This window comes from Xenorhabdus vietnamensis (assembly GCF_002127535.1).
GTDB classification, from domain to species: domain Bacteria; phylum Pseudomonadota; class Gammaproteobacteria; order Enterobacterales; family Enterobacteriaceae; genus Xenorhabdus; species Xenorhabdus vietnamensis.
The window spans coordinates 302268-326512 of record NZ_MUBJ01000001.1; the positions used below are offsets into that span (position 1 = coordinate 302268).

General features: G+C 45.0%; 22 protein-coding genes, 1 tRNA gene and 3 pseudogenes. 17 read left to right on the forward strand and 9 right to left on the reverse strand.

Annotation, left to right across the window (positions count from 1 at the left end; genetic code table 11):
* Nucleotides 1–17 precede the first annotated feature (17 nt).
* Complete coding sequence (gene ppiB / locus Xvie_RS01310) at nt 18–512, reverse strand: peptidylprolyl isomerase B (RefSeq protein ID WP_086107603.1); 495 nt, start codon at nt 510–512, stop codon at nt 18–20.
* 273 nt (nt 513–785) lie between these two features.
* Between ppiB and cysS the strand changes: the two genes are divergently transcribed.
* Nucleotides 786–2168, forward strand: coding sequence for a cysteine--tRNA ligase (gene cysS, locus Xvie_RS01315; protein ID WP_086107604.1), 1383 nt, complete (start codon nt 786–788; stop codon nt 2166–2168).
* Nucleotides 2169–2302: 134 nt separating this feature from the next.
* Here cysS and sra read toward each other — a convergent pair whose 3' ends face one another.
* The 3 genes from sra to folD form a co-directional block, all read right to left on the reverse strand.
* Complete coding sequence (gene sra / locus Xvie_RS01320; protein WP_086107605.1) at nt 2303–2539, reverse strand: stationary-phase-induced ribosome-associated protein; 237 nt, start codon at nt 2537–2539, stop codon at nt 2303–2305.
* Nucleotides 2540–2812: 273 nt separating this feature from the next.
* Nucleotides 2813–3025, reverse strand: coding sequence for a ribosome-associated protein YbcJ (gene ybcJ, locus Xvie_RS01325; RefSeq protein ID WP_086107606.1), 213 nt, complete (start codon nt 3023–3025; stop codon nt 2813–2815).
* On the reverse strand, nt 3025–3900 hold the full coding sequence (gene folD, locus Xvie_RS01330; protein WP_086107607.1) for a bifunctional methylenetetrahydrofolate dehydrogenase/methenyltetrahydrofolate cyclohydrolase FolD: 876 nt from the start codon (nt 3898–3900) through the stop codon (nt 3025–3027). Before folD ends, ybcJ begins: the two co-directional genes overlap by 1 nt.
* Before the next feature lie 182 nt (nt 3901–4082).
* On the opposite strand from folD, the gene Xvie_RS01335 reads away from it, so the two are divergent.
* From Xvie_RS01335 to Xvie_RS01385, 11 genes and pseudogenes are all read left to right on the forward strand, one after another.
* Nucleotides 4083–4159: transfer RNA gene (locus Xvie_RS01335), tRNA-Arg, on the forward strand.
* A gap of 165 nt (nt 4160–4324) precedes the next feature.
* A complete protein-coding gene (locus tag Xvie_RS01340) occupies nt 4325–5539 on the forward strand; it encodes a tyrosine-type recombinase/integrase (RefSeq protein WP_086107608.1) in 1215 nt (404 codons plus the stop codon).
* A gap of 216 nt (nt 5540–5755) precedes the next feature.
* Entirely contained in the window at nt 5756–5962 is a 207-nt protein-coding gene (locus tag Xvie_RS01345; RefSeq protein WP_086107609.1) for a helix-turn-helix transcriptional regulator, read from the forward strand.
* A 104-nt stretch (nt 5963–6066) separates the two neighbouring features.
* Entirely contained in the window at nt 6067–8508 is a 2442-nt protein-coding gene (locus tag Xvie_RS01350; protein WP_086107610.1) for a toprim domain-containing protein, read from the forward strand.
* A 650-nt stretch (nt 8509–9158) separates the two neighbouring features.
* Nucleotides 9159–10208 (forward strand): SIR2 family protein, encoded by a 1050-nt coding sequence (locus tag Xvie_RS01355; RefSeq protein ID WP_086107611.1) that lies wholly within the window; start codon nt 9159–9161, stop codon nt 10206–10208.
* Entirely contained in the window at nt 10196–11944 is a 1749-nt protein-coding gene (locus tag Xvie_RS01360; RefSeq protein ID WP_086107612.1) for an ATP-binding protein, read from the forward strand. Before Xvie_RS01355 ends, Xvie_RS01360 begins: the two co-directional genes overlap by 13 nt.
* 878 nt (nt 11945–12822) lie before the next feature.
* Nucleotides 12823–13692: an integrase domain-containing protein gene (locus Xvie_RS01365; RefSeq protein ID WP_086107613.1), complete on the forward strand. Its 870-nt coding sequence runs from the start codon at nt 12823–12825 to the stop codon at nt 13690–13692.
* Between the two features lie 260 nt (nt 13693–13952).
* Nucleotides 13953–14222: a helix-turn-helix domain-containing protein gene (locus Xvie_RS01370; RefSeq protein ID WP_047686359.1), complete on the forward strand. Its 270-nt coding sequence runs from the start codon at nt 13953–13955 to the stop codon at nt 14220–14222.
* 114 nt (nt 14223–14336) lie between these two features.
* Nucleotides 14337–14792 (forward strand): hypothetical protein, encoded by a 456-nt coding sequence (locus Xvie_RS01375; protein ID WP_244175401.1) that lies wholly within the window; start codon nt 14337–14339, stop codon nt 14790–14792.
* Nucleotides 14793–14824: 32 nt separating this feature from the next.
* Nucleotides 14825–15232 carry a hypothetical protein gene (locus Xvie_RS01380; protein WP_244175403.1) on the forward strand — a complete coding sequence of 136 codons (408 nt, stop codon included), beginning with the start codon at nt 14825–14827 and terminating at the stop codon, nt 15230–15232.
* A gap of 356 nt (nt 15233–15588) precedes the next feature.
* Nucleotides 15589–16422, forward strand: a pseudogene (locus tag Xvie_RS01385) (tyrosine-type recombinase/integrase); the annotation flags it as partial.
* Nucleotides 16423–16449: 27 nt separating this feature from the next.
* Here the strand turns inward: Xvie_RS01385 and Xvie_RS01390 are convergent.
* Nucleotides 16450–17047, reverse strand: a pseudogene (locus tag Xvie_RS01390) (IS1 family transposase).
* A gap of 55 nt (nt 17048–17102) precedes the next feature.
* On the opposite strand from Xvie_RS01390, the gene Xvie_RS01395 reads away from it, so the two are divergent.
* Nucleotides 17103–17282, forward strand: a complete 180-nt coding sequence (locus Xvie_RS01395; RefSeq protein ID WP_139838786.1) for a type I toxin-antitoxin system SymE family toxin — start codon at nt 17103–17105, stop codon at nt 17280–17282.
* A gap of 102 nt (nt 17283–17384) precedes the next feature.
* On the opposite strand, the gene Xvie_RS01400 is transcribed toward Xvie_RS01395, so the two are convergent.
* Nucleotides 17385–17825: a hypothetical protein gene (locus tag Xvie_RS01400; RefSeq protein ID WP_139838787.1), complete on the reverse strand. Its 441-nt coding sequence runs from the start codon at nt 17823–17825 to the stop codon at nt 17385–17387.
* A gap of 497 nt (nt 17826–18322) precedes the next feature.
* Nucleotides 18323–18409, reverse strand: a pseudogene (locus tag Xvie_RS25055) (RHS repeat-associated core domain-containing protein); the annotation flags it as partial.
* Between the two features lie 188 nt (nt 18410–18597).
* On the opposite strand from Xvie_RS25055, the gene Xvie_RS21275 reads away from it, so the two are divergent.
* On the forward strand, nt 18598–18777 hold the full coding sequence (locus Xvie_RS21275; protein ID WP_167376211.1) for a hypothetical protein: 180 nt from the start codon (nt 18598–18600) through the stop codon (nt 18775–18777).
* Between the two features lie 182 nt (nt 18778–18959).
* Entirely contained in the window at nt 18960–19121 is a 162-nt protein-coding gene (locus Xvie_RS21280; protein WP_167376212.1) for a hypothetical protein, read from the forward strand.
* Between the two features lie 229 nt (nt 19122–19350).
* Here the strand turns inward: Xvie_RS21280 and xerC are convergent, their stop codons facing one another.
* Nucleotides 19351–20424: a site-specific tyrosine recombinase XerC gene (gene xerC, locus Xvie_RS01420; RefSeq protein WP_086107618.1), complete on the reverse strand. Its 1074-nt coding sequence runs from the start codon at nt 20422–20424 to the stop codon at nt 19351–19353.
* Between the two features lie 218 nt (nt 20425–20642).
* Nucleotides 20643–23345 carry a CHC2 zinc finger domain-containing protein gene (locus Xvie_RS01425; RefSeq protein ID WP_086107619.1) on the reverse strand — a complete coding sequence of 901 codons (2703 nt, stop codon included), beginning with the start codon at nt 23343–23345 and terminating at the stop codon, nt 20643–20645.
* Nucleotides 23346–23445: 100 nt separating this feature from the next.
* On the opposite strand from Xvie_RS01425, the gene Xvie_RS01430 reads away from it, so the two are divergent.
* Both Xvie_RS01430 and Xvie_RS01435 read left to right on the forward strand, forming a co-directional pair.
* Nucleotides 23446–23847 carry a helix-turn-helix domain-containing protein gene (locus Xvie_RS01430; protein ID WP_086107620.1) on the forward strand — a complete coding sequence of 134 codons (402 nt, stop codon included), beginning with the start codon at nt 23446–23448 and terminating at the stop codon, nt 23845–23847.
* 73 nt (nt 23848–23920) lie between these two features.
* On the forward strand, nt 23921–24241 hold the full coding sequence (locus Xvie_RS01435; RefSeq protein ID WP_086107621.1) for a SymE family type I addiction module toxin: 321 nt from the start codon (nt 23921–23923) through the stop codon (nt 24239–24241).
* The last annotated feature ends 4 nt before the right edge of the window (nt 24242–24245 follow it).

The window sequence follows — 24245 nt, forward strand, 5'->3', positions numbered from 1 at the left end:
TATTCTCTAAACGGTAATTATTCGCTAACAGTCACACGTTCAATGATCACATCTTCACGTGGTACATCTTGGTGCATTCCGCTGCGACCAGTTGAAACACCTTTGATTTTATCAACCACGTCCATGCCTTCAACGACTTCGGCAAATACGCAATAACCCCATCCGTCTGGACGCTCTGAACGGAAGTTCAGGAAATCGTTATCCACAACGTTAATGAAGAATTGGGCAGTGGCAGAGTGTGGATCATTGGTACGCGCCATTGCGAGAGTGCCACGGCTGTTTTTCAGACCATTGTTGGCTTCGTTCTTGATAGTATCCTTAGTCATTTTTTGCTTCATGCCTGGTTCAAAACCACCGCCTTGAATCATGAAGCCATTGATAACACGGTGAAAAATCGTATTATCATAAAAACCCTCAGAACAGTAACTCAAGAAATTTTCAACAGTTACAGGTGCTTTATCAGCGAATGTTTTGATTACGATATCGCCAAAATTGGTGTGGAAAGTCACCATAATAAAAATCCTAATAATAGTTTTGGTTGACCCTGTATTTAGGGGGATTCGGAACAACCGCTGTTATATCATATCTCAGATTTTGAGTCAGTACTCTGGGGCTGTATCAGAATAAGGCAGCTTGCGGTACTTGCAAAGCATTACATATCAAGGTGAAATACTTCATCTGGCTTTTCTGTGTTCCGTTTATTTATAACGCTGATAAAGAAGCCTATAATCAACCAATTCATTTGATTTATTACACGTACATCAATTTTTACGGAAACCCCACTGATGCTAAAAATTTTCAATACTCTCAGTCGTCAAAAAGAAGAATTTAAGCCAATTCACGAAGGTAAGGTGGGCATGTACGTGTGTGGCATTACTATTTATGACTTGTGTCATATTGGTCATGGCAGAACATTTGTTGCATTTGATGTTATTGCCCGTTACCTGCGTTATCTGGGATACGATCTGACGTACGTCCGTAACGTCACTGACGTTGATGACAAAATTATCAAGCGTGCCACCGAAAATAAAGAAAGCTGCGACGATTTGACCACCCGCATGTTGGCAGAAATGCACAGCGATTTTGATACATTGAACCTTTTGCGTCCTGATTTAGAGCCTCGTGCAACGCAACATATCCCAGAGATCATCGAAATTACGGAAGAACTGATTAAGCGTAGACATGCTTATGTTGCCGCGAATGGTGATGTCATGTTCTCCATTGACACCAACCCTAATTATGGGCTGCTTTCCCGCCAGGATTTGGAGCAATTGCAGGCTGGTGCCCGTGTTGAAGTGGCAGATGTAAAACGTAACCCAATGGATTTCGTATTGTGGAAAATGTCCAAGCCAGGTGAACCCAACTGGGAATCTCCGTGGGGAGCTGGTCGGCCGGGCTGGCATATTGAATGCTCTGCGATGAACGGTAAGACGCTGAGTCACCATTTTGATATTCACGGTGGTGGTTCTGATTTGATGTTCCCGCACCATGAAAATGAGATTGCACAATCCACTTGTGCCCATGATGGCCCTTACGTCAATTATTGGATGCATTCCGGTATGGTTATGATAGATAAAGAGAAGATGTCCAAATCATTGAACAACTTCTTTACCATCCGTGATGTGCTGGAATATTACGATGCTGAAACCGTGCGTTATTTCCTGCTGTCCGGCCACTATCGCAGTCAGTTGAATTATACGGAAGAGAATCTGAAACAGGCGCGTACTTCTCTTGAGCGTTTGTATACATCCCTGCGTGGTACAGATAAATCTGCTCAGCCTGTTGGTGGAGAAGCGTTTAAAGCCCGTTTCACTGACGCAATGAATGATGACTTCAACACACCGGAAGCGTATTCAGTCCTGTTTGACATAGCGCGTGAGTTGAACCGCCTGAAGACTGAAGACATGGCGGCAGCTAACGGCCTGGCTGCTGAACTGCGTAAATTAGCGAGTATTCTTGGTCTTTTGGAACAAGATCCAGAACATTTTTTGCAAGGTGGGGCACAGGCAGACGACGATATAGCCCAAATTGAAGCGTTAATCAAACAACGTAACGATGCTCGTAAAAACAAAGAGTGGGCATTGGCTGATGCGGCGCGCGGCCAGTTAAGTGAAATGGGAATTGAGTTGGAAGATGGCCCACAAGGAACAATATGGCGCCGTAAGTAATTGATTTTTTTATTTCTCAGAACCGCCCCTTAGATGGGCGGTTCAGTTTTTATCGCATTTACACTTTTATAGCGATATTTTTAGCTGTGATACTTAGCTGTGTTGTATATATGGCGAAATAAAAACCGACAGATTTATCGATGAGTATTTAGATACTCAGGATAGAAAGCATTTACAGCGTGATAAGTGATTTTTCCAGAAACCGTGTCCCGTTTCATGGAAACGAAAGAGGAATTACTCAGGTGCTCTGGTACTTGATGTGTGGCATCACCAGAAGTAGGATTGAGAAGAGAGATTTTTACTCGACGCTTAGAGTTACTTAATTTATAAGACAAACCCAACAACCTTCTTGCAGCTCTATTACTTAACATAATTAACCCCGTTTCAGTTGTACGTAAGCCTCTCAGTATAGCAACTTATTAGAAAACCAAAACATTGCTGACATAATTGTTTATCAAGACATCGTCAATGTCACATCTCCCGTGGATAAAACCAGATGAATTTACTGTTAGGATTATCGATATCATTAGGTGTTTAATATTTCTTTTTGCGTTTTGTCTCGATGTTATCGATGATAAAAAATAATGAATTATTATGCCTTCCGTTTTTCAAGTTGCAGCCTTGTGAGCTGCAACCCCACTCAGTTACTCTTCAACGCGAACAGATTCGCCATTAAAGGCAACCACTTTACCAGCAACGATTTTGCAACGTTTGCGGGTTTCAACTTGAGAATCGACTTCCACCAAACCTTCTGCAATCACTGTTTTTGCCGCAGCTCCACTTTCACACCACCCTTGAAGTTTCAGCAAATCACACAATTCGACATAAGAGTGACTATCTAAATAAAAAATTTCCATCAGTAACCTTCAGTTGTATCTACATCATGATATTCCTCGCAAGCCTGCAAGGTATTTTGAATTAATGTTGCAACGGTCATCGGGCCAACACCACCGGGTACAGGGGAGATCCAACTTGCGCGTTTGGATGCATTATCGAAATCCACATCACCAATGACTTTGCCATTTTCCAGTCGATTAATGCCGACATCAATCACAATCGCACCAGGTTTAATCCACTCGCCGGGAATAAAATTCGGTTTACCGACAGCGACGACCAGTAAGTCAGCCTGTTCAACATGCTGGCGTAAATTTTTGGTAAAACGATGCGTTACCGTAGTCGTACAGCCTGCCAGCAGCAATTCAAGGCTCATAGGACGCCCAACGATATTAGAAGCACCGATAATAACCGCATTTAGCCCATAAGTATTGATATCGCAGCGCTCAAGCAGGGTTACAATCCCGCGGGGAGTACAAGGACGCAATTTTGGGGCACGTTGGCATAGGCGGCCAATATTATAAGGATGGAAACCATCCACATCCTTATCGGGATGAATACGTTCCAATACTTTGACATTATCAATGCCGGCAGGTAGAGGGAGTTGAACTAAAATACCGTCGATTTCCGTATCGGTGTTTAGGTTATCTATTAAGGAGAGTAACTCGGCTTCGCTGGTGGTATCAGGTAGGTCATAAGAGCGGGACATAAAACCGACTTCTTCGCAGGCTCGGCGTTTGCTTGCGACATAAATTTGAGAAGCAGGGTTTTCTCCCACTAAAACGACGGCAAGACCCGGTGCTCGTTTTCCGGCTGCAACACGCTGCCTGACTTTTTCTGCAACTTCGCTTCTGATTGTCTGCGCAATCGTTTTCCCATCAATAATTTTTGCTGACATGTATTTAAGATTCCATCATCAAGTATAGGAATGAATGCTATTTTGTCAGAACATGAACCGCCTGTCAGTTTTATTGATAATCATAAAATGAACATATGAGCGAAAAGGCCATTGACTCATTCCATTATGCCCGTATAATCCGGCACTGCATTAATGATATTTCTTATTCTTCATACCATAATGCGCCCTTAGCTCAGCTGGATAGAGCAACGGCCTTCTAAGCCGTAGGTCACAGGTTCGAATCCTGTAGGGCGTACCATCCTTTCATATCGTAACGTCTTCCAAAGTCTACAAAACCCCAGTAAATACGCAATATTAGCCATTTTTCGTTCTCCTGTAGTCTAGTAAGGTATGTTGAAATCTACGATCTTATAGGGGTATATTTAGGGGTACGTTCAGGTTCAATGAAGTGAGATACCCCCAAGTGAAGCTAACAGCCCGACAGGTGGACACTGCAAAGCCTAAAGAAAAACCCTATAAACTTGCAGATGGTGGTGGATTATATCTATTGGTTAACCCTAATGGCTCTCGCTATTGGCGGTTAAAGTATCGGATCGCAGGCAAAGAAAAATTGCTCGCATTAGGGGTATACCCTGAAATCTCCCTTGCCGAAGCACGAACCAAGAGAAATGATGCGCGGAAGACGCTATCGGGTGGTAATGATCCGATAGAAGAAAAGAGAGCAGAAAAGGCAGCCAAAGTATTTGCGGTCAGCAATAGTTTTGAATCCATCGCTATTGAGTGGCATGAATATAAACGCCCAAACTGGTCACAAGGGTATGCCGAAGACATTCTGGAATATCTGAAAAAAGACATCTTCCCGTATATTGGTAAACGTGCTGTTACCGAGATTAAACCTGCTGAAATGCTGGCTGTGCTGCGAAAAATGGAGCAACGCGGTGTTTTGGATAAACTGAAGAAAACCAGACAGGCGTGTCGGCAAATTTTCACCTATGCCGTTATTACCGGACGGGCTGAATTCAATCCCGTTACTGACCTTGCCAGCGCACTGAAAACTCCCAAACAAAAGCACTTCCCACACCTTTTAGCCGACCAACTGCATGATTTTCTTATCGCCCTGAGTGGTTATAGTGGAAGTCTGGTCACTCAATCAGCAACACGTATGCTGATGCTGACCGGAGTACGTACTATTGAGCTGAGAGAATCGGAATGGACTGAATTCGATTTCGATAACGATCTCTGGCAAATCCCCGCTGAGCGAATGAAAATGCGCCGCCCTCATATTGTTCCATTGTCAAATCAGGTTAAAGCCATTCTGATTAAGCTGCACGAAATTACAGGACGCGGGAAATATGTTTTCCCCGGTCGTAATGATGCGGGTAAACCGATGAGCGAGGCCGCTATCAATCAGGTTATCAAGCGTATTGGTTATGATGGACGGGCAACAGGCCACGGCTTCCGCCATACCATGAGTACTATCTTACATGAACAAGGCTATAACACGGCTTGGATTGAAACTCAGCTTGCTCATGTTGACAAGAACAGCATCCGAGGTACTTACAACCACGCTCAATATCTGGAGGGGCGCAGGGAAATGCTGCAATGGTATGCGGATCATATGGAGATGCTGGAACGAGGCGAAAATGTGCTAATTGGAAAATTTGGCAAAAGGGCGTAAATATATGATGGTTTTTTGCGCAAATGTGCCCGTGGCACACGAGCCTGTTTTTTATACATAATGCCAATTAAAAGCCAAAATTTCCTGAAAAAATAAATTCAACAAATTGGAAAAACAATTAACGCTGTTTATTTAGTCTTGCTTTTTAAATAATCCGCCTGTCATCAAACAACGTCCACGATGAGCGCTCAAGGACTCGGTAACAGGAGAAAAAATATGACAATGACAGCACCGAAAGAAAACCTTATTCGTTTGCCGGAAGTTCAACGCAGAACGGGTTATAGCAAAGCGTGGATCTACAAACTGATTAGCAACGGAGAATTCCCGAAACAAGTCAAACTTGGTTCCCGCTCAATCGCCTTTGTTGAATCAGAAATTGATAACTGGATTTCCCAGCGGATCGCTGAATCACGGGCGGCATAACAGATAAAAGAACATGACATAAGAAACGTAATATAAAAAACAACGCCCCAGTGTGGTGACACACATCTGAGGCGTCTGACCACAACGTAAAGGAGACTTACGATATGGCTGATACACAGTCTAACCAAACTCACCCTAAATTTACATCTTCAGATATCACAGGCAACCAAAAACCGCTTGACCTGATCCAGACCGTGAAAAAATCCGCTATGTATCATTGGGAAAACCTATTGCCTGTCTGTGGCATCGATATTCCTGCAAAAGGGAAACATAGTGCTTGCCCTGTTTGCGGTGGCACTGACCGTTTTCACTTTATTGATGATCACCATCATGGCAATTGGCACTGCCGCCAGTGTGATACCCCGAACTATGGTGATGGGTTGGATTTAGTGGCAAAAACTAAAGGAATGTCCATCATTGAGGCGGCAAAAGTGGTTGCGGATGCGCTGGCGTTACCTTTACCAGAACCCAAGCCAGCCACGAAAACCATTCAAACAACACAACTGATTGCCGAAAAAGTGGCGGCATTGATGGCGCAAACTGTTGCCGGGCAATCTCCCTATTTGATTGCAAAAGAGCTGCATTGTCCTAATCAGCGGCTATTGCTCAATAATTCGACTTTGTTGGCACTGACAACACTGGATAAAAAAGTAACAGGTGCGCAGATTATCAAACCCAATGGAGAGAAAAAATTACTGTCTGGCAGCCAGAAAAAAGAGGCGTTTATTTCTGTCTCAGAACTGGAAGATCATCCCGATACAGTGATCATTACCGAAGGTTACGCCACAGCGCTCACAGTTAACTTGCTCTATAAAGGTTCTGTTCTGGCGGCGCTGGATGCGGGCAATTTGCTTTCTGTCGCTAAAGCCGTTCGGGAACGCTGGTCGGACACAAAAATTATTTTGGCAGCAGATAATGACTGGCATCATCCCGACGAACTGGATAAGCACGGCAAATCCAAAGTGAATATCGGCAAGCTCTCAGCAGAAAAAGCGGCGCTGGCGGTGAATGGTTGGGTTACGTTACCACCGACAGAGCATAAAGCCGATTGGGACGATTATCGCCAGCAAAACGGTGTGGAAATGGCAAAATTGGCCTTTTCTCAGGGGCTTTATCAACCTGTACCAACAAAGAAAAAAGCAACCACTCAGCCCAATAATGATAGTGGACCTTCAAAATTGACATTATGCCAGATGGGAGCAAGCCAGCGCGGGGAAGTATTGCTGGCGCGTTATGACGGTGATTTGGCGTTGGATGGCGCTTCGGAAACCGTGCATCACTATGACGGCATTGTCTGGCGTCCGGTCAGTGACCGCGATTTAAAACGGGAAATGGTGGCAGCCTTTATGGAAGAGAAACTACCGTACTCACCACATGGTATCAGCTCTGCTGTAGATGCCCTGAAATTGCAGCTTCCTATGATGCAACCGCCAGAACGCCACTTAATCGGATTCAGTAACGGCGTATTTGACCTGAAAGCCTGCCAGTTCCGACCTCACCGTAAAAGTGACTGGTTGCTGCTGGCTAATGACGTTGAGTTCAATTCCCCTGTTTCGGGGGAAACTCTGAAAAATCATGCTCCGCAGTTCTGGCAATGGCTTAACCGGGTAACAGCCAATTGTGAGAATAAGTTTGATCGCGTACTGGCAGCCCTGTTTATGGTGCTGGCAAACCGTTACGATTGGCAATTGTTTCTGGAAATCACCGGCGCTGGAGGCAGTGGCAAAAGCATCCTTGCTGAAATCTGTTCAATGCTGGCAGGCAAAGGCAACACTGTTTCTGCGAGTATGGCCGCACTGGAAAACCCACGGGAACGGGCGCTGATTGTGGGATATTCGTTGATTATCCTGCCAGATCAAACTCGCTATGTGGGCGATGGCTCCGGCATCAAAGCCATTACAGGTGGGGATGAAGTCGCTATCGACCCGAAGCATAAACAGCCCTATTCAACACGTATCCCTGCTGTGGTATTGGCGGTAAACAATAATGCCATGAGTTTCAGTGATCGCAGTGGTGGTGTATCGCGGCGTCGAGTGATTTTCAACTTTTCTGAAGTTGTGCCGGAAAATGAACGTGATCCACTTCTACGGGATAAAATCGCAGCAGAATTGCCCGTGATTATCCGGCATTTGCTCCATCGGTTTGCTGACCCACAAACTGCAAGGCGTTTACTGGCAGAACAGCAAAAATCTGCGGAGGCGTTGGATATCAAGCGTGGCACCGATCCATTAGTCGATTTCTGCGGCTATCTGATTGCGTCTAATGAAACTGACGGCCTGTTAATCGGTAATGCGGAGATTATGCCGTTCAATCCCCGTAAGTACCTTTATCACGCCTACCTTGCTTATATGAAAGGTAACAATCTTAATAAACCTGTTTCCGTGACCCGTTTTGGTATGGATATGCCGGGCGCACTGGCTGAGTACAGCCAGCATTATCTGCGCAAGAAAAGCAAATACGGCATTCGCAGCAATCTGAGCCTGAATATCGATACTGCTATTGAGTGGATGCCAAAATTGACAAGTAATAACCTGCCAGAAGAATAATCTTTTCTTTTATTACAAGCATTTTTCAAAGAAATATAAAAAAGTATTCACTACTATTCACTCTATAATTTAAACCATATATATCAACATATTATAGGGTGAATAGTTGTTTTTAAACTGTTCACAAGTATTCATTACTATTCACCTTATCCTGATTTGAAGGTGAACGGTTAGTGAAGAGTGGTGATGAGTCTGATTTCAAGTTATCACCACCTAATAATATGAATTTAAATAAAAATATTTAAAGGTGAATAGGTGAACAGTTTTACTCCTAATTCTTTAATGGGATGGGGTAAGCAAAAAAATTTTCTCTGGCAGGTATTTTTCAGCTCTCCGAGTTACCGGGTTAATTTATTAGCCCGGTAACTCGGAGAAGACAAGCGCAGCGCGTCAGTTTATTAATCTCTTTCAGTGTGTCTTTTACTCATTGTTTTCTCTTGGATACTTGCTTTTTCATTATGAATATTTATAGTTGCATTAAAAAGTAACTTGTTTATTAGATAAAATTTTTGATGGGTGTAAATGAAGTTAGGAAAGACAAGAAAATAGAGTATTGCTCCTTGTCAGTTATTATATTTTTTGTCTGTTTTTATATTGATTTTTCAACTGATTGATAATTAATTCTTTTAAATGATGAACTAGGAGGATACTTGGATCTTCATGAGTTGAAATTGGAGCTTCAGAATCATTTCTCTGATAGATTGGTCATTATAGTTGGTTCTGGTTTGTCATGTGCAGAAGGGATCTCTGGTATGAGTGCTTTAGCTGAGCACCTTCAAAATACTATTGAGAGTGCTCTTTCTGATGATGACAAGGCTTGTTGGTCTCAGTTATCACCATTGATCAGAAAGCATGGGCTGGAAGAAGCACTATTATCTAAACCACCATCTTCCAGCCTTGAAGAAGCTATTGTTGCAAAAACAACAGAATTAATTTTGTCTGATGAAAAAAATGTGATAGCTGAAGTTTTTTCTGAGAATCGTACCCTTAGTTTTACGCGTCTATTGAAGCATCTTGTGAAGCCAAGTAATGGCCTTCCTATTGTGACAACCAACTACGATCGATTAATTGAAATTGCCGTCGAAGAAGCTGGCTGGGGAGTTGACACACTTTTTTTAGGTAATTTTTCTGGTAGCTTAAATGAACGCGAAAGTAAATTAAGCTTTTGTCGTGATGTTCATACTGCTAAAGGTGGAAGAGTTAAGTATGTATTCAGAGAAAGGGCAAATATATTTAAACCACATGGCAGCCTTGATTGGTATTACCGCGATGGTAAGCCTGTTCGTTATTCTGGAGATCTTGACCTACCAAGATTGATAATCACTCCAGGCTTGAACAAATTTCGTAATGGATATGAAAGTCCGTTTGATAAACATCGTGAGCGAGCAAATAGTGCAATTGATGATGCGAGGAGCTTTTTAATAATTGGATATGGGTTTAATGATGATCATCTTGAAACACATTTAATACCTCAAATCAAGCGGGGAGTGCCAACTCTTCTTCTTACATATACCCTTTCACCGAAAGCGCATACTCTTGCTTGTGAGCAAGAAAATGTGATTGCAATCCAGCATGCTGAAATTGAAAGTAAGGTTGGTTCATTCGTTTTCGTTCAAAAAGAAAAAATTTTTATACCAGACCTTGCTCTTTGGGATCTTAATATTTTTATTAAAGAGGTGTTTGAACCATGTCAAAAATAGCGCTCCAATTTGTTAATAATGATAAGATTGGTGAGATTGTTTCCGTTGATACTAGTCGTGTAGCTATTGATGTAACAGACACCACTACTCTTACTCGTATCAGAATTGGTCAATTGCTTGCGATACGCGGAGCGACTGAAAGAGAATATCTTGTTGCCATGGTTGAGCGTGTAACTCGTAGTATGCGTGAAGAGCTACCAAGTTTCGATGATATGGATGGTAATGAAGGTTTTTTAGAAACTGTTCCTGATGATTTGATACAAGCAATATTAATTGGTACATATCGCACCGTTGAAGGGGAAAAAATAAATACTTTTAAACGAGGAGCAGATAGTTTTCCACAAATTGAGAGAGAATGTTTTGTCATTGAAGGAGATAACTTACAGCGTTTTATGGGAATTTTAGGCGCAGGCTTCTCTGAAAATGAAAGGTTAAAACTAGGTAAATTTGTTGTAGACAAAGCGGTTGATGCTATAGCCAGTGGTGATAAGTTTTTTCAAAGACATGCCGCCATTTTGGGTAGCACTGGCTCAGGTAAAAGCTGGGCCGTTGCCCTTATATTGGAACGGGCAGCTAAATTGAACTACCCAAATATCATTGTATTTGATATGCATGGTGAATATGCACCTCTCACTGATAAATCAGGGGAGGGTTTTGCTCAGCGGTTTCGTATTGCAGGGCCTGGTGATTTAGAGAACTCTGGTGATGACGTGTTATTTTTGCCTTACTGGCTTTTAAATCGTGATGAAATGCTATCAATGATTCTTGACCGCTCGGATCAAAATGCACCAAATCAAGCTTCTCGCTTTACATCACATGTCCGATCACTTAAAGGAGAAACTCTCAATATTGAGAATCGAGAGGAGGTAAAGAAAACATTTACAGTAGATTCTCCTATTCCTTATGACATAAAGAAACTTATTGAGCTTTTAACGCTGGATAATATAACTAAAGGTGTTAATGAAAAAGGTTCGCCTGTAAAAGGTGATTGGGAAGGAAAACTCACTAGATTTTTATCACGTTTGGAGGCCAAACTTGATGATCGCCGATATGGGTTTATGTTTTCACCCCCTTTAGCTGCCATGGAATATAACTGGTTAGCTAATCAAGCCATAAGATTGTTAACTTCAGCAGGTAGTTCAGGAATTAAGATTATTGATTTTTCAGAAGTGCCGTCAGATGTATTACCAGTTGTCACGGGAACTTTAGCACGATTGCTCTATGATGTTCAATTTTGGGTAAACCCAAAATCACGGACACCGATTACATTATTATGTGATGAGGCGCACCTTTATTTACCAATACGTGATGATGCTGATTCAGTACAACGGCAAGCATTGGGAGCATTTGAACGTATAGCTAAGGAAGGGCGTAAATACGGTTTTTCACTGCTTGTCGTGAGTCAACGGCCTTCTGATATAAGCCGAACTATTCTTAGCCAATGTAACAATTTCTTGGCACTCCGTCTGACAAACGATACAGATCAAACAGTAATCAAGCGACTTATGCCAGATTCTTTGTCTGGGCTTACTAGCATCTTACCTTTACTGGATACGGGCGAGGCACTTATTTTAGGAGATGCTGTACTATTACCTACTCGCATTAAGCTTGACCCTCCGAAAGTTAAACCAGACAGTGCAACCAGAAATTTTTGGAAAGAATGGGGTTCACAAAAGCCACAGGAAGACGCTATAAAGTTAGCTGTTGAAAGTTTGAGATGTCAGTTGCGGATTTAATGCATTATATTACCATTGATGCTTATTCAATAATCATTTATTCTTGATGTGATTAAATGCTGTTAAGCAGCCATCAATGCTTCCAATAGTCTGAGAGGGAGCGCTTTCGGGCGACTATAAAAACTCTCGGAGCCTGAAAGGGAGAGCAAATATTGCGGTACATCTGCCCACTTTTGGAAGCAGATATCGCCGGACACCTAAACCCTCGTCTGGCGATGAAAGTTTCTTAAACTAAAAATACGCCTAAAAGGTGTTTTTATCTTGTCGTCAAAGTGTACTGAACGTTGGGTTATGCACTGAATTTTCAAATCAACATAAATTATATTTTCCTTTATTTTCAATGAGATAAAGGATATCTTTCGCGCATCCGTTTCATACGTTTATCTATTCCTGTTTTAAATATTCAACAGACAATTTGTCTACACCTAAACAATTAACTCATTGCTATCGTTTAACACTGGATCTTGCGGCATTTTGCTGCGCCTGCTGGCATTCCAACGTTGCACGGCTCTTACTGACCGTTTGCAAAACTCAAGGCGTCACTTTTTGCGGGTTACCGCTGAAAGTGACGCCGCCGCCAAAGAACACTACAACTCTTACAGGCGTAGGCCTGCTTCACCACACAGTGAATCTGACACTGCATTTTTAGATTGAAAAAGGAGAACTTGACGATATCGAGGCTGGCTTTTTTGCCGGTGGGGATGACCTGTTTATACAGGCGGCAGTACCGCGTACTCAACCGATACCCCGCAATACCTCAACCTGCGTTCACTCTGGCGCACAGATATCGATCAAGGGCAAAGCAGGTATCTTCTGTTTTGCCAGAACGATCGCGCGCCAGAGATCGTAGGTTGTCAGATATCAGTAAGGGGAAGCTAATGAGCCGATTGATTAAGGAATTAAAATTTTTTGCCCGGAAAGGTGGAGGCAGTCATAAGACCTGTCACGACCGTATTCGGATCGCCGGGCGTTTGGGTGCGCTGTTATTGAGCCTGAATATTCAGGTGAAAAGTCTCAGCCATTTGAAAGCCAAACATGTAGAACAGTATGTTGATGCGCGCTTATCTCAGAGGATTGCCAAACGAACGATGCAAAATGAAATGTCCGCACTGCGTAATATCTTCCGCATGGCTGGCCGGGAAAAATTGGAAACTTCGCCCCGTTTAAGTAATCAAGCATTGGGATTAAGCGGAACCAGCCGTGCTGGAACAAAACAAGCGATCCCTGATGCCACGTTTCAGATGGTTTATCAGAAAGCACTTGAACGCGATGCCGGATTTGCCGCCACACTGAAACTCGCCCGCTTACTGGGATTACGCTCTCAGGAAGCAGTGCAATGCAGTGCTTCATTGAAAAGCTGGAGTAAACAGTTGGATCAATCAGAGCCGAAACTGCATATTGTCTTCGGTACAAAAGGCGGCCGACCAAGACAAACCCGTGTATTGGATGTTACAGCGGTAAAAGAGGCTGTCGAGCAGGCCATTGCTATTGCAGAACAACGAGGTGGCAGGTTGATTGATAAACCCGATCTCAAGCAGGCCATGAATTACTGGCGGACACATACCACAAGGATTGGTTTAACAGGCCGCCATTCTCCTCATAGTCTGCGTTATGCGTGGGCGCAGGATGCGCTGAGTTTTTATCAACAGAGTGGTTTTAGCCGTCAGGAAGCAAGAACACTGGTTTCAATGGATTTGGGACACGGTGATGGTCGTGGGCGGTATGTTGAGCGGGTTTATAGTTGTTAAACTTAGTGGTTCAGTTATTGAGTCCGATAAAACAATCAGTTAAAGTATTCCCGCCATTAGCAAAATCTAATGGTCGAGGCGTCGCGGCCTTGAAATCAAGAACACTGGTAGGATGTTTCTACCAGTGCGCCTGTTATCACCCTTTCAATGGTGGTTCAGGTGGGGAAGGCTTCGGCCTTGCTGGTTTCTTGATTCCAGTCCGCGAACCCTGCCTTGAATCACCACCACCATCAATATTATTAATGGAAGGGGTAGCAGGAATGAATAACAACAATGTTCAAAATGACTGGCATCAGGCCGATATTATTGCTGCATTACGTAAACGTGGTACAACTTTAGCGGCTGTTTCTCGTGAAGCGGGACTCAGTTCATCGACACTGGCAAATGCATTCAGTAGGCCGTGGCCTAAAGGCGAATGGATAATTGCGGATTATCTTGGTATACATCCCTCTGAAATTTGGCCTAGCCGTTATTTTGATAGTTACGGTCAGCTTATTGAGCGTAAGGTTCGCAAAGTTTCTGTTGAATAGACTGATTTCAATGAAATAAGCCATGAAACTAAAATAATATCTGTAATTATTAAATTTATGTTCATGGCTATATATTTTTATTAGGTTGATTTTATCAATATAAAGGAATGCATTTTGAAACGTTGTCAAAGATCCCCACATTTTTCAGAAATAAAAAGAGATATAAAAAAGCATGCTAGAGATATTAATAAATGGTGGGATGATCTACAAGATGCATCAATTGCAGAGTGGGCATTATTAATAGGTATAGGATGCTGGGGTATTCCTAATAAAGTAGCTCAAATAATCGCTTTTACACTTAGCATGATATTCTTTTTTAATAAACTTTTTTTGATTGACTCTAATTCTAACTTCACAAAAACTAAAAAGAACATAAGAAGAGAAATAATAAATTCATATATATCTGATGATGAAAGAAGCATTTTATTTAAAAAATTAAATAACGTTGAGAGATTTAGAAGTATTTGGAATTCTTGGTATGTATTTAAACGGAACTGGAAATTTATATTTGGATATACATTTCTTGCAATGTCATTTATTTATCAACTCATTGAGAATTATTTAAAATAATATATTTAATTTACAAATAATGAATTTGATGTGTGTTCCAAATACAAGTTTACGTGAGTTATTGTATTTTAATGATAATAAAATTAGCTATGAAATATGGAAATAATAAAATTAGTGACAACTTTCACTTAATACTTGATTCTTTATCTAAAGAATTAGATGATTTTTATGCAAGAGAACATTCATCTGAACATGATGAATATTTCGAAAACAAAAAAATTAAAACTAAGATTGTACATTTGATCTTGGATGCTAAAAATTCAGGAGAAATTGAGTTTTTTGATAAAGTACTGATGTTTCTTTTTGAGAATACAGGTTGCTACGAGGATCTTCAAATTTTAAATGAAATAAGTAAACCATTATTTGACGCTGATATTCTTAATGCTGAGTATTTAGATAAATATCTAACTGAATATTCTCCGTTATCTCGATGGCTTTAAATTTGTCATCTTTCATTTACAATGAGGTGCCATCGATCAAATTGAAGTTATTATTGCATTTTTAGCAACACTAATTGTATTAATGATATTTATGCAATACATGGCTTGTTATCAACAGTAGTAACCGAACAGTAATTCGACAAACAGAGGTAAAATAATATGGGGGTATTACAGGGGGTATTATAGGAAATTGAACCAAATAAAATTATTTAAAAACAATAAATTAATTAATTTTATCGAATCCTGTAGGGCCTTTTTCCGTTCTCCTATAGTCTAGTAAGGTATGTTGAAATCCACAGATCTCTGGGGGCATAATAGGGGGCATTGTTAGGTTCAATCAAAATGGATGCCCCCAAATGAAGTTGACAGACAGACAGATAGACACCGCAAAGCCCAAAGATAAATCGTACAAACTCTCCGATGGTGGGGGCATGTACTTAGAAATTTTTCCGAATGGTTCCAAATGTTGGCGGTTAAAATATCGCTTTGCAGGTAAAGAGAAGCGATTGGCATTTGGTACTTATCCCACCGTAACGTTGGCAGAGGCCAGAAACAAAAGGGAAGACGCCAAAAAGATATTGGCAAATGGCGATGATCCGGGGCAAGTTAAAAAGCAGGAAAAAAGAGAAAAGGCTCTCATCGTAAATAACAGCTTCGACAAAATCGCCCTTGAGTGGCACGCTTACAAGGCTCCCAACTGGTCAAAGGGTTACGCAGAAGACCTTTTAGAAGGCTTCACAAAAGATATTTTCCCTTATATTGGCAAGCAAGCTATCACCGATATCAAACCTTTAGACATGCTCACCGTTTTGCGCAAAATGGAACAGCGCGGCGTTCTTGATAAGTTGAAAAAAATCAGGCAGGCATGTAACCAAGTTTTCAGATACGCAATTGTCACAGGAAGAGCAGAATATAATCCTGCTGCTGAACTGGCTGGAGCATTAGTAACACCGAAAGCCAAACATTTCCCGCATTTGAATGTTGATGAATTACCCGGGTTCCTACAGGCACTTTCCCTCTATAGCGGAAGTAAGATTACTCAAATCGCGACCAAATTACTTTTACTTACCGGATTAAGAACAATAGAACAGCGAGCCTCTACTTGGGCAGAAATTGATTTCGATAAAGCAATTTGGGAAATCCCACAAGAACGCATGAAAATGCGTCGGCCTCATATTGTCCCGCTTTCTGGGTCATGAACCCAATGGTTAGATTGTTTAGAGAAAGTAGTATTCACGTTCAATGAATGTACCTATTACCTTATCGTGCATCATTTCGGATTTAGAATAGCCTATTGTTTTTCGATTTAACCTTTTTATACGGATACGAAGAGTCAGGTTGGTTCTTTCGATACGTTGGGTCAAGGCCTTTCCTGTGAGATGTTTTTCCTCAGGAAGGCAATCATAAACGGCATAATTATCCGTACAATAGAACTGGATATCGAAAGGAGACAGAAGGGCCAACAATTTTTTCAGCGTTTTCCTGCTGCGATCACCAAATACATGTGCCACAATCCGCTTCATCGATGGCTCCCAAGCATACCAGAGCCAGCGTTGGTTTTTCTTGTTACCGACAAATGACCGTGTTAATGCCGACCTTCAGGATGCAAGCGGCCCTAATACCGGCGTTATTCATCGCCATATCAATAATCCGCTCTTTTATGCCAGGATTACAGGCTTGATAGGTATAGGTTAGTTGAAAAGTTTTACGGCAGGCGTAACAGTGATAGCGGGGATGTCCAGTGCGCCCTTTTCTATGTCCTTTCACCTCTTCTGTTTTGTGACAGTAACGACAAACCACATCAACTTTAGCCATCTCTCACCCATAATAAAAAGTGGGGATTTTATCACAACATCTAATCATTGGAGACATGACCGGATTCGATATTGGTGGCACACTCACCGTCAAGATTATGGCGGGTTGTTTAGTGCTCATTCCTGACAGCGATGACACCCGAACCATTAAACAACAGTACCAGCGCCAGCAAGACCAGCTTAGTGAGATCAAGCTCAAAATGCGGGAACTGCTTGGCGACTACACAAGCCGCTAAGGGCTGGGACTGGGCGGCTCTTAAAAGAATAAAGCCGGAAGATCATGGATGATCTTTCCGACTGATTTCATGGATTATTGATCACCACTTTAAGACGATATCTTATATCTGGCCTTTATCAGAACAAGCCATAGATATAAACTCTCCAAAATCACTATTTTTATTTAACTTACCAAGTGCAAATGCTGGAGATATATAATTAGAAAAAATAAACATATATTTTGATGTTATTCTCGCAGCATCAAATCTATTGCTTGCCACTTTCTCCTCATAATATATATTCTCATGCTTTTTCTTTCCAATAAAGATAGAAATCTCAACATCATAAAAACAAGAATAATTACCATCATAATCACTGGAATTAAATAACCTTCCATGTATAGATACTACCCCTCTAATTTCATTAGTCGTAGATAATGGATAGTCAGTCCTAGCAATAAATATATCATTACGAAAAAAAGCGTCTTCTACTAAAAAACGTTCCTCCTCACAAGATATATCATCTAAAACACTTGGAGATACATCATACATGTTGTTTTTCATAGTAAGCCAACCTGCCGGAATATGAAAGCATTCTAACGGTTTGTATTTCTGGAAAATATTAATCATCATTTAACCTTTTTCAAATAACCATAATAATCCTGAGCAGAAATAGGATGCCCATGAAATTCATTTGTGCTTTTTGTTACTTCAACTCGCATATATTGAGTGGGTTTACCATTGTTATACCCAATATTTCTTCCAGAATCATAAATATAATAATCGGAACCTCCTGATTGAGGAGAATGTGTACCTTTTTGCAAAGCTTCTTTTTCTATTTTGTTTCTAAATTTAGTTACCTGATCACTTGTTGTTTTCCCACGACCGATACCCTCATCCCAATATTGAGCCGCGCCTCCTTTGCTAGAAAGTCCCATTGCCTCTTCTTGAGTTCTCGCACGAGTATGTTTGGGATATTCCGCTGAACTTGAAGTATGTCTTCTTGCACGGTCTTTCTTCGCTAATTTGCTTTCTTGCTCTAACGCATTACCGCAATCTTTTCCAGCTAACCCAAACGGATCTACCCATCCTGTCGGATTATGCACATACGAATAAGGATTAAATCCCCCCATCAACCCGATGGGATCATAGGGTGGGTTCGGGTGCGGTCATACTGTTTAAAGCGATTTTCTCTTTGATTATCAGCTTGTTAAAGAACCGTTTTTACCCGTTCCGCCCATCCCCGCTAACTTAAAACGCCGATAGGCACTTTTGCGATTTTTTGGCCGATGCGCTTTGATGCACCTGCGATGCAGTATAGCGGCCATTTTCTGCCGTGATCCGCCGAACAGACTGGGGTTGTGATCTGTTTCACTTTCGGCAACGGGCGAACGTCGCCCAACTTGCTTGGGCGGCGGACGCACGTTCTGCGGGTGCGGGCGGCACAGAGCCTGCCAGCGGCGCATTGCGACGCTCTGGAACACGGGTGTTTCTGATTGAGCACGGTTTTGCATGACGGCGCTTTATTCAAGGGAAGCCCCCTCAGGGGGCTGCACGGGGCGGCGATGGCGAGCACGGCAACGAGCGAGGAGCGCCGCGACTGCGAGCCGCGCGCAGCCAGTGCAGCGGGGTCGGGGCGGGGGAGGTAAAACCGCGGAGGCCGCAGGCCGACCTGCCTTCAGGGGTGTTTGCCGGACGGTGGCAAGGCAGCTAAAGAAGAAGCGGGTTAGATGCCGGATGGGGCACGGTGTTCCGGTTCGGCGCGGTGCTTGCCAAGCTGGTGCTCAGACGCTGACAGCAGAAGGCGCAGCCTTGTGCGTCACACCCGGCGATGCCGACCAGCGGGGGCGCCAGACATAATGTATATTATACGCTGCGAACCGCTCTCTGATACTTCTGGCTGGCTGCGGGGCTGCCCGGTGAGTGGCGTATAATTCCCTCACATTATGTTGAGTGGGCTTTGGGCGGCCTGTACATTCTTAACGGGGACACCGAGGGACAGGCCGACCATTGCCCACGTACCCCCGCAGACACCGGGGCCGACGGGCAGTCCGGTCACGGTCTGCCCCTTCTCCGAACCCTGCCCAGCTCAATGGGGATTATCGGGCTGTCCGGTACGCTTGAGTGTCGGCTCGGCACCCGGTTTTCCGCTGGCACGGTCTGAGCCGCTCGCCGGCGGTTCGGTATGCTTGTCGGCTTCCGGCCATGTCTGAGGGGCACGCTCTGCCGGATGAGTTTGTTTATGCACTTTCTTCAAGTGACCGATAGCCACCCGTGTATAGATTTCGGTCGTGTTGAGTTTCTCGTGTCCCAGCATCGCCTGGATATGGCGGATATCGGCGCCGTTATCCAGCATCTGGGTTGCCATTGAATGCCGGAACAGGTGGCAGGCACCCGGCTTGTCTAACTGTGCTTGTTGACGGATGGCTTTGCCTGCGATCTGCGTCAGGTGTCCCAGACTCAGCGGCCTGCCCTTTTGTGAGATAAACAAGTAGCCGCTGTCGTGCTGTGCAGCCAACTGAGGCCGGACGTGTTCCTGATAGCGTTTCAGCCAGCCCAGCGCCCGCTCACCGACAGGCACAACCCGGTCTTTATTCCCTTTGCCCTGATTCACGACTACCGCACCGCGTTCGAAGTCGATGTCCCCCCGCTGGAGCTGGCGTAACTCCATGCGCCGGATGCCGCTGCTCCAGAGGATTTCCAGCATCACCCGGTTGCGCAGCCCCAAAATACTCTGGTCGTCAAGGCTGTCCAGCACCTGCGTGGTTTCGCGTTCACTTAGTATCTGGACAGGCAACCGCTTCTCTTCTTTCGGCAACACCAACTGCTCGGCCGGGTTGTAGAGGATGTGATGGCGTTGCAGTAAGTAGCGGAACCACAACCGCAGTGTGCCCAGACGTTCACGCTGACCGTTATTGCCGTAAGGCTGACCGTCAGCCTTGCGGTAACTGCGCAGATACCGCTGCCAGCTTTCCAGTAATACCAGTGTCACCTGAGCCGGATACTGCACGGTACGCTGTTCGCACCAGTCCACGAACGGTAACAGTCGTTCCCGGTAGCTTTCCAGCGTGCGCGGGCTTTTTCCCTGTGCGGCCTGTGTATCCAGATATGCCAGCAGTTGCTGGCGCAGTGTGATCAGGGTGTTGTCGTGTGAGATGGTCATGCGGATTGTCCTTGTTGTGATGGAAGCGATCCGGCAGTACGGTATGACGGGGATTTTTTATTAGGTTGCCGGAACAGTGATTTTTCGTTTTGTCAGACTTGCGGGCATCTAATCCTGTCTGGCTATGGCGTTAGGACTCTTTTACTTACCCAGACTTAGCCCCGACTTGGGGCAGACTTGGCATAGACTTGCGTCAACACTACCCAGACTTGCCAACATCATACAGGCACGATCAGGCCGCTTAAGTAGGCGCTGTCGCCGTCACCGTCCCACAGCAGTTCGTATTGCAGCAGGTGCCCGCGACTGCCACCGTGAACAAGCAGATATTCCATGTCGCTGAGCCGCTGGCAATGCAGTTTAAGCTGGCTGTCGCTCCAGTTCGTGTAGGCGCGGATATCCCGCCGGGTAAAGCGAACTTCCCGCAGCGTTTGTTGACCTCGCGATGCCATTTCGTTCGCCATCTGTTGGATCAGCAGCAACAGTTTGCGTGTCTGTGGCGGCATCTCGTCCAGCGTCCGGCCGAGGATTTCATGGGCGAGCTGGTTCGCTAATCTGATATCGTCTTTGGTCACTTCGATATATTCAAGCCGCTTGCCACGATGCTCAGTGCTCTTGATCTCCCGTTGGTGCTGGTGCAGCAGAGCAATGCTCTGTATCAACGTCAGGTATTTCATATGGTCACGGCGCGTGCGGGTTTTGTCTGACAGGAATGTCAACTGGCTGGCATACGGATTGACCACATTCAAGGGCTTAAGCAGCCGCTGCGCGTTCTGGTGCAACGTAGTGAGATACTCCCGCTCGTTCTCAGCCAGCAAGCCTTCGAGGGTTTGCTTCTGGCGCTGCAACGCATGGATGGCTTCGGTCTGTTCGCGGGATTCATTGACCGTCAGCACCAGACAGCGATTCAACAGCTCTTCATCCACATCAATGGCGGTCGTCGTTAACATCAGCATCACCGGACCTTTGACCGTGTAGCTTTTGGTCACGAGATTCCCGGTCGCTTCGTCCTTGCCCGTACTCGCCATTGTTAACTCGCCGTCTGACTGCAACAGCTTGAGGGCGTAAGCCGCCTGCCGCACCCCTTCTTCTTCCGCAATGGCGAGGATTTTATGCTGGAGATTGGTTTCACCCAGATAAAACAGGCTCTGGCCGGTCATGGCGCTGTACTGGATACGCTCTTCTTCCGGGATCAGGTTGAGCACCGCTTCCATCAGGCTGCTCTTGCCTGCGGCACTGCTGCTTTGGATCAGGACGGCTAAGGGTTTGGCCAGTTTACGACTCACGGCCGCCAAAAAGCCTGCCAGTAAGTTAGTGGATTCACCAACCACACCACAAGCGGCTAAGTCAGCGGTCACTCGTGCTGTCAGATGCGGATCTTGCAGCAAGGCCAGTGCTGCTTCCCGTTCAGCCTCATTTATCTCAGGCTGCACCATTGCGGGATTTTCTGGCTGCTGCTGCCACTGCTCGACCGCCAGTAACACTTGACTCAGTGCCCGCCGAAGGTCACCTTCGGTCAAGCCCAGCTCAGCCGCAGCCAGACGCGCATAACTGTTGCGGGAACGGGCACTGATCAGATCAACCCCATCCGCGAACAACACACCGCTTTGCCTGTCCAGCACCTGCGCATTGAGTTTCAGCGCAGCAGCGCCGGCTTTGACTGTGCCCATGCCGCGCAGACACCATTGTAATGTGCCGACCGAGATTAGCAGCTCGCCGTTGTCGCCGGATTCACACACTACATTCGGCGTCACGCGGGGTGCGGGTTCAGCCACTAAAGAAGAAGCGGGTTCTGGCTCAGGGGTCTGGCGCTCAAGGGCTACCATGCCCGCTACCTCCTGCATCGGCACAGCACCCTCAAGCAGCAGGGCAAAGGCGGATTCGGGTTCTGCCATCTGACACAGATAGCTATTCGCATCCCTGCCCGGCGGGAACACCACGCGCAGCGGTGTGATCCCTTTGGCAACCAGTGCTGACGCCAGTTTGACCGCCGCTTCATTGCCTGCACTGTCATTGTCGAACGCGATCAGTACCTGCTTAATGCCGTAGTGTTCGAACGCCCGCCAGTGATCCGCTGTGACGCCATTTACGCCATAGGCGGCAGTCACATTGCGTTGCCCCGTTACCCAGAACGACATCGCATCAATCAGCGATTCACACAGGATAAGCGTTTTGGACGTACCCAGCGCGGTTTCATTCCAGACGCCACCATGCGCCCCCGGCAGATACAGATGCAACGGTGTGCCCGGTCGCAGACGATCCGTGATTTTACGCCCGTACACTTCCTGTATCTGCCCCTCCGGACTGATCACCGGCACAACCAGTGAACCAACAAAATGCTCATGCCCTGATTTTCGCATCACGCCGGCGGCCTGTAAGCGTTGGCGGACATCAGCCCCGTCTTTGGTGTATTTACTGCCGGGCAGACGGTAAGCCAGTGTTCGGTTAGCAAAACCCAGCTTAAACTGGGCGACTAATTCAGGGTGATTGAGCCGCCGCTTCGCCAGATAGGCCTGCGCTTCCGGCGCATTCAGCAACGTATGGTGATAAAACCCGATCACCCGCGATAACAGCCCCTGTTGCCCGATAGCATCACTGACCAGCTCCGCAGGTTGCACCAACGGCTCTACCGAGGGATTAACGCCTAACACCGCGCGCAGGCGTTCCACGGCATGACGCAGGCTTAAATTCTCCGTTTGCATCACCCAGTCCAGCACTGAACCGCCTGTATCGCAGCCAAAGCAGTGATAGAGATTTTTCGACGGCGTGATGACCATCGAGGGCGTTTTCTCCTCATGGAACGGGCACAGCACCGTCATATCTTTGCCGCGCTTAAACAACTGCCGTCCCTGCTGCTCAATGACGGCAACTAAGGAGACGGCGGTTTTCAGGTGTTGCAACTCTGCTTCCGGGATGCGAGCCATAAAATGTTCCTTTTAAAACCTTGTCAATAGACATATATGCGATATATAATAATCGCACATAATGGATCTTACAACAGGCAATTTGAGAGGAGGGCATATAATGACCGACATTAACTTTCTGATGACAGGTCTCGACATGCCCGCATTTTCTGAACGTCTGCGCACTTTGCGTGAAGCCAGAGGATTAACACAAACACGCCTTGCAGAGCTTATAGGCGTTTTACCTCGCGTCTATAATCGTTGGGAACGTGGTCACATCTCGCCACAGTTGGATACCTTGATCAAAATGGCTGATGTATTGCAGGTTTCTCTTGATGAGTTAGTTGGGCGGATTGATACCAGTAACGATGTAAAGATCCGCAACCCAGATTTACATGAACTTTGGCAACAAGCGGATGCATTACCTGATGAGGAACAAAAAGCGTTGATTATGGTTATTGACAGTTTTGTGACTAAAGTCAACGTAGAGAAAGCAGTTAAGAAGAGTGTAAGACAACGCTAAAAACAGCACGGCGTTGATGAGTTCTCACCTCACCAACGCCGCTAACCACAACCAACTATCAAGGAGTTGAATGATGGCTAAGGCGCATTCTAGGCAAAACCGTGCCGTAAATAAAGCGGCAAAAACCGAACGTTATTATACCGTGGGATACGTGCCGCAAAATGACAAGGCCAATGCCCCGCCTGCGATACACTTGAAAGGCCAGTGGCTTAAACAGGCCGGGTTTGATATTGGCGGCACACTCACCGTCAAGATTATGGAGGGCTGTCTGGTGCTAATCCCCGACAGCGACGACACCCGGGCCATTAAGCAACAGTACCAGCGCCAGCAAGACCAGCTCAGCGAAATTAAGCTGCGAATGCGGGAACTGATTGGTGACTACAAAAGCCGCTAAGGGC